We start from the raw sequence: 12,320 nt of genomic DNA, 5'->3' as shown, positions 1-12,320 counted from the left end.
TGATCACTCTATGTTGGTAAAAGGTTCGCTACAGTGCATCTGTACCCAACAACTTACTAATGAGCTTATTGCTTACAAAATAAGCCACAACAAGGAGCGACTTATGTCTCAAGCTGTATTCCATTTAGGTGTTACTGAAGCGGATCTTAATGGTGCGACTCTAGCAATCATTCCAGGCGATCCTGCACGCGTACAAAAAATCGCAGAAGAAATGGAAAACCCAGTATTTCTAGCAAGTCACCGTGAATACACGCTATACCGTGCAGAGCTAGACGGTAAACCTGTTGTGGTTTGTTCTACAGGTATCGGCGGTCCATCTACGTCTATCGCAGTAGAAGAACTAGCGCAACTTGGCGTTCGCACTTTCCTACGTGTTGGTACTACTGGTGCAATCCAGCCACACGTAAACGTAGGTGATATGATCGTTACGACAGGTTCTGTTCGTCTAGACGGCGCGAGCCTACACTTTGCTCCAATGGAGTTCCCAGCAGTAGCAGACTTCGAAATCGCAACAGCAATGAAAGCGGCTGTTGAAGAGTCTGGTGCAACCGTTCATATGGGCGTGACTGCTTCAAGTGACACTTTCTACCCTGGTCAAGAGCGTTACGACACATTCTCTGGCCGTGTTGTTAAGCGTTTCCAAGGTTCTATGCAAGAGTGGCAAGACATGGGCGTTCTGAACTTCGAAATGGAGTCAGCAACACTGCTAACCATGTGTGCAAGCTCTGGCTTGAAAGCAGGTTGTGTGGCGGGTGTTATCATCAACCGTACACAAAAAGAGATTCCAGATCATGCAACGCTGAAAGAAACGGAAGCTCGCTCAATTAAAGTTGTAGTAGAAGCAGCGCGTAAGATGCTTTAAGCACAACGGTTAGTTGGCATTTAAACAAACGGGAAAAACCAGAGGTTCGCCTCTGGTTTTTTCTATCTATAGAATGGTATTTTGCGGGTGACACGCAATAAAAAAGCAGCGAGAACGCTGCTTTTTTATTTGAGTACAGATGATTAGATTTCGTCAGAACCACCAGCGGCTTCAAACCATGCACTTAGATGTGTTTTCAGATCTTTCAGCTCATCAGGGCCAATAAGCGCCAACCCTAAGTCCTCTGCACGAGTGATATCGTTATGACGCAGTGGGCGGAAGCTAACTAACATTGCTCGCGCTTGCAGACCACCTAGAAGGTCGCGCAATGACTCCAATTTGTACAAGGTATCATCGCCATCATCACGCATGCCTTTAGTTTTACATTCGATGATGTGTAACTTGTTGTTCACCACAGTCGCAACATCAAGCTCGTTACGAACTTCGCTTTCGCCAAGTTTGCGATAAACCTGAACGTTCAACGATCGGTCTTGAATAGTCGGCATTGTGTCTTGGATTTGCTTCACAGTGCTGTGAACTAACGTTTCTAACCATTCACCATTTGAGAAGCGACGAGCATCTTCATCGATAAAGGTGAGAACCCCATTTTCATAGGTTGCAATTTCTGCTTCCACCAAATCAGTCAGAAGCATATTCAATTCACGGTAGCCTTGCTGCTTCTCAGAAAGCTCTACATCTAACTTTTGTTCTTTACGACATGTCGTCGCAAGATAGTTAAGCGTCGCCAGTCCAGGACCAAGTTCTAGCGCATTGGAAGCCCAACGCTCACCCAGTTCATAAAGTTTTTGGTCTAGTTGAGGAGGCAGATCGACGTGGTGGAATTCACCGCGTGCACCGAAGATAGTCAGGTAATCAGAGATGGTGATGTGGTCTTCAACTTGCGTGTCTTCTTTACCATCAGGATACAGCCAGCAAAGTTTGTCGCTGTTTGGCTCAACGACAAAGATTGGCCAGCGGTACGTACGGAAAACTTCATACACAGAAAGCAGTCGGTGGCGAAGGCCGCAACTTGCATTCAGTTTTACTTCTTCACCTCTATCATGGAGGTCTTTTGCCAATTTATGGATCGATTGCTTAATAAGAGAAGTGTTTACAACAGAAGGAATTTCAAAAAATTCAGAAGTAATTTCTCGCTGCTCCAACACGGCACTCAGTCGCTCGTACATATCAGATTGGCTTTTGTCGCCGATGAAGACGATATGTGTGCTAACAGTGCGATTATCCAAAAGAGGAGTGACCAATCTCACTGGGTCTTGGTCGATAATACCAACATGAACAGCCATAGATTTTCCTTCTTATTTGGCTTGCTCGAAAAGAGAAAAGAAAAGGGATGAGCAAGCCATATTAACCATATGTAGACAAGGCTCATAAAAAACAAGGGCGACTTCAATAAAAAGTCGCCCTTATACAGTTGGTTGCAAAAAATCTGTTAACTGTCGATGCTGCTCTTATAGTTTAAATCGATGAACTAACTCGTTTTGCTGATTAGCCAGTTGGGTTAAAGATTCGCTGGTCTGAGCGATGCTCGACATCGCATGGTAGCTTTCATCTGCGATACTGTTGATGTCTTCAATATTGCGTGCAATGTCAGCTGACGTCTCGCTTTGCTCTGCTGCCGCCTGAGAAATATGCGTACTCATTTGGCTGATTTCGATAATAAGCGCTTGGATTTCTTCCATTGAGCTATTGGCTTTCGATGCTTGCTCTACTGACATTTCCATGTCACTCATGCAACTTTGGATGACTTGGTTAGCGGATTGCGAACTTGATTGTAGGTTACTGATCATTGCCTCAATCTCAGTTGTCGATTGTGTGGTCTTGGAGGCAAGCACACGAACTTCATCTGCGACGACCGCAAAACCACGACCTTGTTCGCCGGCACGTGCAGCTTCAATTGCGGCATTTAGGGCAAGCAAGTTGGTCTGCTCGGCAATGTTACGAATCACATCCAGAATCGAGCCAATTTGACCACTCATCTTTTGCAGTTCAGAAACGGCAGACACCGATTCGTTCAAGCGTGTTTCAAGTTGGTTAATCGTCGAAATGTTGCTGTTCATGACATTTCGACCTTGGTCCGAGGCGGTTTCTACACGCTGAACCATTTCAAGTGAGCCTTGTGCACTTTGCGCTACTTCCTGCACCGAATGTGACATCTCTGTCATTGCGGTTGCGACGGTCGCGGTTTGCTCGCGCTGCGCATTCAATTTAGATTGCGCTTGAGAAGAAGTTTGTTCATTCGTTGATGCGGTAGATGCAAGGTTATCTGAGGCATCATTTAATTTCACAAGAATGTTGTGCAGGCTGTCTGCCAACGTATTAATGTGACCACTCACGTGGCTGAACTCGTTGTTGTAACGGTTATCGATGCGCTGCGTCATGTCACCTTCGGTCAAGCTTTCTAATACCTTCAAGATACGAGTCAATGGTTCACGTACACTTTGTGCAATGTGATAGCCGATAGCCGTCGCAAACAGAACCACAATCACTGCGATCACAATAGCTTTGGTTACACCAGCAGAATAGATGTCACCTGCATCGGTCAGAGACTCATTCAATTTGTCTGTCGCTGTTGTTGTAAATTGCTCCAGAATCGACATGCTTGAATCAACTTTAGTCGCTAGATTTGCGATATTGTTGTACAGCGCAGAACGAGCAGATAAGTAGTTGTTGTGTTGGTCTAATACACCACCACGCATGCCTACGTCTCGAGTAAATTGATCCACTGAATCACCAAAGGCTTTTTTAAGCTCAGGTAACTGAGTAACCAATCCACGAAATGCGTAATTCAGGTGCGTAACCGCTTTACGGTTTTTCGCAACGGCTTGAGTCACAAACTCTGGGTTTGAGCTAGCCAATGCGTCCGATGTGATCACCTCTGCATCTTTTAGCTTAATGAAATAGCTTTTTGCCATCACTTTGACTGAGATGCTTGATTGATCGGCTACGTATTCTTTCAGACCAACGGAAAGTTCGGTGTTGAGCTTTTGGAAACGACGAGAAGACTTCTGCACTTCTTCTTGTGCCGCAAACATCGCTTCGTAGTTGTCCATTGCTTCCTTTGCTTCGGTAAAGTAGCTCTGCTCAAGTTCTTTAAGCTGAGAAAAAGGTTCTGCTAGGGAAGGGTAGATTTGGCTGGCCACTTCAAGTTGGCCTAATGTGCCTTCGAATCGTTGTTGAGATTTAGCAAACTCCTGACGCATTTCATCCATGCGCTGTTTATTCTCCGTGGTCAGGAAGTCTTTGAAAGATTTGTCCGCAGAAAGTAGCTCGACACTGGTTTGGTTGGATAGGGATACCAGTGGAAGTGATGATTTAGATACTGTCTCAAATTTGCCGTGAATATCATTCATGCCCCCCATCATAATGGCAATCGTGACCGCGAAAAGGACGATGATCAGCGCGAAGCCTGCATACATCCGTTTAATTACTGAACCTCGCATAAGTGAGCTTCCTCTCCCAAAAACAGACAACGTAAATAAGAATTGTCTTAAAAAAGTAACAAAATTCATCGGATTGTATTGAGTTTGCGACGCACGTTTTATGACGCACACGACAAAAAAAGCTTCAACGTCACGAGTTATATTGATAATGTTAAGTGAACACTGTTTTTTATTGAGCTCGCTTTTGGCTTAGCGCATACTAAATAGGTTACACACCTTATAAAATGGAGTACCCATGGCGGAAGAAACCATCTTTAGCAAAATTATTCGCAAAGAAATCCCAGCAGATGTCCTTTACCAAGATGAGCTAGTGACGGCATTTCGCGACATTAATCCGCGTGCGCCAAGCCACATCCTTATCATTCCAAACAAGCTAATCCCAACCACAAATGATGTGGAAGCGGATGATGAAGCAATGATGGGACGCATGTTCACCGTAGCGAAAAAACTAGCGAAAGAAGAAGGCATTGCAGAAGACGGTTACCGTTTAATCGTAAACTGTAACTCACATGGCGGTCAGGAAGTCTATCATATTCATATGCACCTAGTGGGTGGTCGTCCTTTAGGTCCTATGGTATTGAGCTAATCTTTAGAAGGAAGTGGATGAAGAACGTCATCCACTTCTTTATTCCTCGAACGACACATTTGTGGAGATAAATGTGAAACATGGTGTGAAGCTATTCGGATTAATTAGCTGGACCTTGCTCGCGACAGGGTGTGCGAATTTATCCGCTGGCAACCTGTTCAGTCATTACAGTGACCAAAATAAAGAAGTTTACCAAGCGGTGGTTGCAGGTGAATACGCGAAAGCTGAGCAACTTCAATCAAGCGATGTAGGTGGCGAGATACTTGGTAATTTCGAGCAAGGCCGAATCTCTTTTCTTGCAGCAGATTACCCAACCAGTTTGAGCTCGCTTGAAGACAGCGACCGTGCAGTACGTAAGCAACAAGACCGTGCCACGATTTCTGTCACGGAGACGGCGACCAGCGTGGGTTCTTTAGCCGTTAACGACAATCTAAATGAATACCAACCAGCCGACTATGAACTCGGCTTTTTGCATTTGTATTTAGGCCTTAACTACTTACAGAAAAATGATCTTGAAGGAGCTTTGGTTGAAATGCGCCGAGCCAATCAAGTTCAGGAAGCTGCAAAGAAAGCTCGTGAAAAGGAACTAAAGCAGGCAGAGAAGGATCTTAAGAAGCAAGGTATGTCTGCCAATTTGGGTAGTGTACTTGCGAACTATCCGGATGCCGGTAAAAAGCTTAGCTCCGTACAAAACGGTTACTTGTTCTATCTTTCTGGTTTGCTTTATGAAGCGTCACGAGATTTGAACAGTGCGTACGTAGACTATCGTCGCGCGCTCGCTGTGATGCCAGATAATAAGCAAGTCATTGAAAGTACCATGTATGCAGCGAAGAAGCTGGGCATGCGTCAGGACTTACGCATGTTGGAAAAACGCTACGGTAAAGCTCCTTCAGGTTTAAGCAAAGCTCAAGGTCGTGTGATTGTGATTGATGAGCAAGGCGTGGTAGACGCTCTGCAAGGTTGGCGTATTGACTTGCCGATTTATGACAGCCGAGGTGACGGTGCGATTTATTCACTCGCACTGCCTTACTACCCAAAACGTGGCACACAACGTTTCGGTGATGTGGCTTTGAATGGCAAGAAACTGCCTTCGAGTACGTTAGTGGATGTGAATGCGATGGCGCAAAATGATTTGCATGAGCGTTTAACGACCATCGTGATCCGTCAAGCCATTCGTGTTTGGGCGAAAGACCGAATTCGCAAAGAAGCCGCAAAAGGTGACGATGTCGGCAACATTCTTTTCAATGTGTGGAATACATTAACCGAACAACCTGATACCCGAAGTTGGCAGACGCTTCCTGGCACGGTGAAAACGGCGTCTAAAGTTGTGAAACCGGGGCAGCAAAGTATCAATGTTGGTGATCAGGTTTATCAATTTGAAGTGCCAGCACAGCAAACCACGTTGGTGTGGGTTTCTCGACAGGGAACGCATTCAACGGTATGGCACAAACAATTAGGGAGATTGTAATGAAAGCATGGTTTATTGGCTTGGTAATGATCATCGGTTTAGCGGGGTGCGCTGATAATACCGCGGGTATCCGAATTGACGGCCAAACACAAAAAGTATTCTTCCACGATAACGTCATGGGTAGTCGCCTGTTGGTAGACAACATTACCACGACTTATGTGGATGACCGTCCGCGTGGCGTTGTGCAGTTGAGCAGTAACTATAAAGGTGACCAAGAGATCCTTTACCGTTTTTACTGGTACGACAACACTGGTCTTGAGGTAAATACCAAACCGGGTCCATGGCGAAAAATGATCGTGCGTGGATTTGAACAAGTGACGCTGTCAGAAGTGACAGTGAATCCAAACGGCACCCAATTCCGTGTACAAATTCGCGAAGCACAAGATAACTAACCCACTTTTGGGTAAATAATTTTAGGCAGCTTGCTGCTTTTCCAAGGTGGAGACGCCTTGGGATGAAACACAAACTAAGGAACTCTCATGAAAAAAAGTATTATTGCTCTTTTAGGTCTTGCCGTCATTTTGGGTGGTTGTTCAAACAAAGTCTCTTACGGTGATGCGCAAGCGACTGAAACTACAACCATCGATTTCGGCTCGACGGATCTACAAAAAATTGCTGGCGAAATGGTAGACAGCATGATGATGTCAGGTTCAGTGGCAGCAATTACTCGTGACCAACGTCCTATCGTATTTGTTGAGCGCATCAAGAACAAAACAAGTGAGCACATCGATACGGAGTCTATCACCGACACTATTTCTACTAAGATGTTGAACTCAGGTAAGTTCCGTTTCGTGGACATGGATCGTGTTGAGTCAGTTCGTGAGCAACTAAACTTCCAAAATACGGATGAGCTAGTGAACCAGAGTACGGCAATTCAGTTCGGTAAAATGGTCGGTGCGCAATACATGCTTTACGGTAACCTTTCTAGCATCGTAAAAGATGCGGGTAGCGACAAAGACGTATATTACAAAATGACGATGCGTCTGATGGATCTAGAAACTGGTCTGATCGAATGGGCGGATGAAACTGAAATCCGTAAAGAGCAATCGAAGAGCCTATTTGGTCTTTAATTGATTCTATTTGGTCCTACGACCTTGAGTGGAGAAGTCATTAATGGCGTGGTTTTCTTGGCAACAAGCGAAACAATTAGACCCTAGTCTTAATACCCTTGATAGCTTCTTTGCTTCTCCACCAGTGAAGGTACAAACCGTCACTGGTGGGTTAACCAATCGCTGTTGGCGGTTGGAATCCTCAGAAGGCCTTGCTTACGTCTGGCGCCCGACCAGCAACGTGTGTAAGGCCTTTGCTATATCTCGTCATAACGAATATCAAGTGCTTAACGCGATTGCGCCTCTCAACCTAGGACCAAAGCCTGTCTTTGTGCATGAGCAAGGTTTGTTAGTGGAATGGGTGCCGGGTGAAACGCTGACGAAGCCAGGTATTGATATTGAAGAGCTATTGCCGATTGCTGCTAGGATTCATGAATATCCTGCAAAGGCGGTTCCTTTAGTACCGTTCTCGTATCTTTCGCGCATCGATCATTATTGGTTGGAACTGGCTGGCCAGTACGTCGGCACTGAGTACGAAGCGCTTTATCTAAAGTGGCGTTCTGAGCCAAGCGTGGCGCAAGCCCCTGCAGCGCTGTGTCATTTTGATCTTGGGTGTTACAATTTAGTTCGAGGCGAAGAGGGCGTGAAAGTGATCGATTGGGAGTACGCTGGCTTAGCGGATCCAAGGCTCGACTTGACCTTGATTCTGCAACTCGCCGACGTGCCTATTGAACAAGGTGTAGAACAGTATTGCCAAACTCGTGGCATTGAAGACGTCGCTTTATGGTTGGAAGGCGTGCGAGCGTGGATGCCAAGAACTCGAATGATGGCGATGCTTTGGTATTTATTGGCCTACAAATTATGGGATGATGAACAATACTTGAGCAGTGCATACGAGTTTAAAGACTTATTATGTATGGAAGATCACTGTTTTGAGAACTGATGGCTTTTTCCTCTTTAACCATAAGGAAATAGTGGTAGTTTAAAGTGAAAGTACCAGCAAGTCACAGGGAGAGGTACACATGATTATTTACTTGCACGGCTTTGATAGTACAAGCCCAGGTAACCACGAAAAAGTTCTGCAACTGCAATTCATCGATGATGACATTCGTTTCATCAACTACAGTACACTTCATCCAAAACACGATATGCAGCACCTGCTGAAAGAAGTGTCTAAGGTGATTGACCAATCTGACGATTCGAACCCATTAATCTGTGGTGTTGGTTTAGGTGCTTATTGGTCAGAGCGTATCGGTTTTCTCTGCGGCATTAAGCAAGTGATGTTCAACCCGAACTTGCATCCTGAGAAGACAATGGCAGGACGTATTGATCGTCCAGAAGAGTACGAAGACATTGCGACCAAGTGTGTTGAGGAGTTTCGTGCTAAGAACAAAGCGCGTTGTTTAGTGATTTTGTCGAAAGAAGATGAGATTCACGACAATGGAAAAACGGAGTCGGAATTAGAGAAACATTACGACATCATTTGGGATGAAACCCAAACGCATAAATTCAAGAAGATCTCTCACCACTTGCAGGCGATGAAGGCATTCAAGAACGCGTAATTTGCATAAAAACGAACAAACTGACTATGTTTAAACAGCACTTTTCGAAGTGCTGTTTTTGTTTTTGCAAGACGTAACTTGATAGCAATAATTCTGTAGATATTTACATTTTGTAGCGATTGATTATCTTGATTTATCGTTTTAACCTTTTGTGGCACGAAAACGATACCGTTAAACAGTTGAAAATTAGCCAATCCGTATTCCTAGCAAGGATTTTTGTTGCCATCAAAAGATTGCCCTATATAATGAACTTGGTAAAAATAATTTGATAAATATCAAAAAAAATTGAGAGCGAGTAAGAAACTTGCCCATTTTTTGTCTGAGATCGTATCTTTCAGACAAACGAGCAATGCCACATCAGCAAGTTAATCAAACACGCACATTAAAGATGGCATTGGATTTATCCAAAAAGTGAGCTCACCTCTAGAGACCAAAGAATTCATCGGTTGGATGCTTTACCACAGTAAGACTGTGAGTCAGAGCTTCGAGCTGAACCCATATATTCATTTTTGTAGAGGATAACATTGTGACACGCATTATCGTTGTAGGCGGCGGTGCTGGTGGCCTTGAATTGGCAACCAAGCTAGGTCGCACTCTTGGTCGTAAGAACCGTGCGCAAATTACACTGGTAGACCGTAAAGCGAGCCACTTGTGGAAACCGCTGTTGCATGAAGTAGCAACTGGTTCATTGGATGAAGGTGTGGACGCATTGAGTTACCGTGCTCACGCGAAAAACCACAGTTTTGACTTCCAAATGGGCAGCCTTCAAGACATCGACCGTGAACGTAAAGTGATCATTCTTAGTGAGCTTAAAGACGAACATGGCGAGCTTCTTATGCCAAGTCGCGAACTAGAGTACGACATTCTAGTGATGGCGATTGGCTCTACGTCTAATGACTTCAACACTCCCGGTGTTCGTGAAAATTGTATCTTCCTAGATAGTCCAGAACAGGCGCACCGTTTCCGTTCTGGTATGAACAATGAGTTCCTAAAACTGCACGCGAAAAATGGTAACGGTACCGTTGATATTGCGATTGTTGGTGCGGGTGCAACGGGTGTGGAGCTGTCAGCAGAACTGCACAACGCAGTGAAAGAGCTGCGTACTTACGGCTTTGGTGACTTAGACTCGAGCAAACTAAACGTGAACCTAGTGGAAGCAGGTGAGCGTATTCTTCCGGCATTGCCACCGCGTATTTCTTCTGCGGCGCACCAAGAGCTGGTTAAACTCGGTGTTAACGTGCGTACTGCTACCATGGTAACGCAAGCGGATAAAAACGGTTTAACCACTAAAGACGGCGAGAAAATTCCTGCGCAAATCATGGTGTGGGCTGCGGGTATTAAGGCCCCTGATTTTATCAAAGACATCGCCGGCCTAGAAACAAACCGTATCAACCAACTTGTGGTTAAAGGAACGCTTCAAACTACTCGTGACGATGACATATTTGTTATTGGTGATTTGGCGCAATGTACTCAACCTGATGGTTCATTCGTACCGCCACGCGCTCAAGCAGCACACCAAATGGCAAGCCAAGCGTTCAGCAACATCGTCGCTAAGCTTAACGGTCGTGAACTGAAAGACTACGTTTACAAAGACCATGGTTCTTTAGTTTCGCTAAGCCGCTTCTCTACAGTTGGCAGTTTGATGGGGAACTTAACCAAAGGCTCTATGATGGTTGAAGGTCGTATCGCGCGTGTCGTATACATCTCGCTATACCGTATGCACCAAATGGCGTTGCATGGCGTGATTAAGACTGGCTTGATGATGCTCGTTGGCCGTATTAACCGCGTACTTCGTCCAAACTTGAAGCTACACTAATTTGATGACTTGGCTTTCTATTGCTGACTTGATAGAAAGACAAACAATCAAAACGAAAAGCCACCGTCTGTCGGTGGCTTTTTTGTTGTCTTAAAATCGAACACTTTCATTCGATTAATTACAAATCAGTGGGTAACAACGAATACACAACGCCATCTTTTGGTTTACCGTGGAAGATAAAACGATTTCTAGCAATGGCTTCTTTCTTCGCTCCGACTGATTCGATTAATGTTTGACTGGCAATGTTGTCTGGATCGCAGACGATCTCTACTCGCGTTAGGCTAAGCTTGGCGAAACAAAATTCAGCCAGTGCTCGAATTGCTTCTTGTGCATAGCCTTTTCGTTGGTATTTATCTGCAACCCAGTAGCCAATACTCGCCATGTTGAATGTATGGTAAAGCTCGTTTACAGCAGCCATTCCAAGTAAATTGTTGTATTCACGATCATAAATACCAAATCCAAACGCTTCCGTTTTTACCCAATTTAAGCGAGTGGCAAGAAGGAAGTCCTGCGCGTCTTTGAGGGTGACGTTTTCGTCACACCAATCTAACCATTGATGTAGGGAAGGGGATTCAACTAACAAGCGTTGTAGTGAGTGGGCTTGTTCTGAGGGAATAAGCTTGAGTGCCAAGCGTGGGGTGATGATTTCAAAATCTGGACTCATGAACAGATACTACTTCCTTGTTTGGCGCTAGATAAAACAAAGCGCAGCCAGTGCTGCGCTTTTATGTTTATGTTGCTCTTATCGAACGCGACGAACTTGAATGATCATTCCCATCAATGGGTTGTCTAAGTAGTGAGTTTCACTACTGCGCATACGGCGCTTCTGATCCATGCGGAAGCTCTTCAAGAACTTCTCTTCAGTGATGGTTGGTGAAACTTCTGCCAAGTTGCCTACTTGAACGTTGCCGTCCACTTCACCTAACTCATTCGTCATTTGCTCAGAAGGCTGAGACTCGATACGAACTTCACGTACAGCGGGCTCACGTAAATCTATGGTGGTCTCAGCGAACAAGTAGTGCTGAACGTAGATTTGAAGTTTGCCGTCTAACTCGTAGAGCGGACCGTTAACGGTTTCTTCACTGTAACCATCGGTTGAAAGTGATTGTGCATTGCCATTGATTTGGCTGCCGTCAGCGTTGTAAGAGCCTGAGAAATCACGTCCACCCACGATATGGAAGATCGGCGCGCTTGCCTTGCCGCGGTCGCCTTGACGCCAGGCTACGTGTTTAAGCACTTTGAAGCCGGCGTGATTGTTCAATGCTGATTCTTGTGCATTCAAACGGAAAGAAGAACGTGGTAGCAAAGTGACGCCTTTAGAACGGCGGTAAGACTCACTGTCTAAGCTGCCTACGTTGCTCATTTCGATTTTTGGCAGCTCATTTGGCCATGATTCACTGGTACTTTCAGCGTTAACTGCTCGCTTGAAAATAATTACTTCAATATCAAATTGACGCGCAGCCCAAGTAGGCATTGAGACACAAAGAAGCAATAATGGGATCAGTATTCTCATTCG

The 12,320-nt window shown here is 45.0% G+C and carries 12 protein-coding genes; 8 read left to right on the top strand and 4 right to left on the bottom strand.

The window, feature by feature from the left end; genetic code table 11:
* The first annotated feature begins 103 nt into the window (after positions 1 to 103).
* Entirely contained in the window at positions 104 to 862 is a 759-nt protein-coding gene (gene udp, locus ITG12_RS06160) for a uridine phosphorylase (RefSeq protein ID WP_038866646.1), read from the top strand.
* Positions 863 to 1,005: 143 nt separating this feature from the next.
* Here udp and ITG12_RS06155 read toward each other — a convergent pair whose 3' ends face one another.
* Positions 1,006 to 2,166, bottom strand: coding sequence for a DUF1887 family protein (locus tag ITG12_RS06155; protein ID WP_038866647.1), 1,161 nt, complete (start codon positions 2,164 to 2,166; stop codon positions 1,006 to 1,008).
* Positions 2,167 to 2,331: 165 nt separating this feature from the next.
* Complete coding sequence (locus tag ITG12_RS06150) at positions 2,332 to 4,323, bottom strand: methyl-accepting chemotaxis protein (RefSeq protein ID WP_248873845.1); 1,992 nt, start codon at positions 4,321 to 4,323, stop codon at positions 2,332 to 2,334.
* Between the two features lie 235 nt (positions 4,324 to 4,558).
* Here ITG12_RS06150 and hinT point away from each other — a divergent pair, with 235 nt between their 5' ends.
* The 7 genes from hinT (at position 4,559) to ITG12_RS06115 (ending at position 10,804) form a co-directional block, all read left to right on the top strand.
* The gene (gene hinT / locus ITG12_RS06145) at positions 4,559 to 4,909 is read left to right on the top strand and encodes a purine nucleoside phosphoramidase (RefSeq protein WP_038875905.1); all 351 of its coding nucleotides are present in this window, start codon (positions 4,559 to 4,561) and stop codon (positions 4,907 to 4,909) included.
* A gap of 73 nt (positions 4,910 to 4,982) precedes the next feature.
* A complete protein-coding gene (locus ITG12_RS06140; RefSeq protein ID WP_248873844.1) occupies positions 4,983 to 6,377 on the top strand; it encodes a hypothetical protein in 1,395 nt (464 codons plus the stop codon).
* On the top strand, positions 6,377 to 6,769 hold the full coding sequence (locus tag ITG12_RS06135) for a YcfL family protein (RefSeq protein WP_248873843.1): 393 nt from the start codon (positions 6,377 to 6,379) through the stop codon (positions 6,767 to 6,769). The genes ITG12_RS06140 and ITG12_RS06135 overlap by 1 nt, the downstream gene beginning before the upstream one ends.
* A gap of 87 nt (positions 6,770 to 6,856) precedes the next feature.
* Positions 6,857 to 7,447, top strand: coding sequence for a penicillin-binding protein activator LpoB (lpoB, locus tag ITG12_RS06130; protein WP_038866656.1), 591 nt, complete (start codon positions 6,857 to 6,859; stop codon positions 7,445 to 7,447).
* A gap of 43 nt (positions 7,448 to 7,490) precedes the next feature.
* A complete protein-coding gene (thiK, locus tag ITG12_RS06125; protein ID WP_248873842.1) occupies positions 7,491 to 8,369 on the top strand; it encodes a thiamine kinase in 879 nt (292 codons plus the stop codon).
* Positions 8,370 to 8,448: 79 nt separating this feature from the next.
* Positions 8,449 to 8,988: an alpha/beta hydrolase YcfP gene (gene ycfP, locus ITG12_RS06120; protein ID WP_038875913.1), complete on the top strand. Its 540-nt coding sequence runs from the start codon at positions 8,449 to 8,451 to the stop codon at positions 8,986 to 8,988.
* A gap of 526 nt (positions 8,989 to 9,514) precedes the next feature.
* Positions 9,515 to 10,804: an NAD(P)/FAD-dependent oxidoreductase gene (locus tag ITG12_RS06115; protein WP_038875915.1), complete on the top strand. Its 1,290-nt coding sequence runs from the start codon at positions 9,515 to 9,517 to the stop codon at positions 10,802 to 10,804.
* A gap of 118 nt (positions 10,805 to 10,922) precedes the next feature.
* Here the strand turns inward: ITG12_RS06115 and ITG12_RS06110 are convergent, their stop codons facing one another.
* Positions 10,923 to 11,468 carry a GNAT family protein gene (locus tag ITG12_RS06110; RefSeq protein WP_038875917.1) on the bottom strand — a complete coding sequence of 182 codons (546 nt, stop codon included), beginning with the start codon at positions 11,466 to 11,468 and terminating at the stop codon, positions 10,923 to 10,925.
* Positions 11,469 to 11,546: 78 nt separating this feature from the next.
* Complete coding sequence (locus tag ITG12_RS06105; RefSeq protein ID WP_042602659.1) at positions 11,547 to 12,317, bottom strand: peptidoglycan binding protein CsiV; 771 nt, start codon at positions 12,315 to 12,317, stop codon at positions 11,547 to 11,549.
* Between the last annotated feature and the right edge of the window lie 3 nt (positions 12,318 to 12,320).

The sequence above is a fragment of the Vibrio sp. ED002 genome, from assembly GCF_023277445.1.
Lineage (GTDB): Bacteria > Pseudomonadota > Gammaproteobacteria > Enterobacterales > Vibrionaceae > Vibrio > Vibrio jasicida.
Note: the sequence above shows the minus strand (reverse complement) of the source record. Positions and strands in the feature narration are given on the sequence as shown.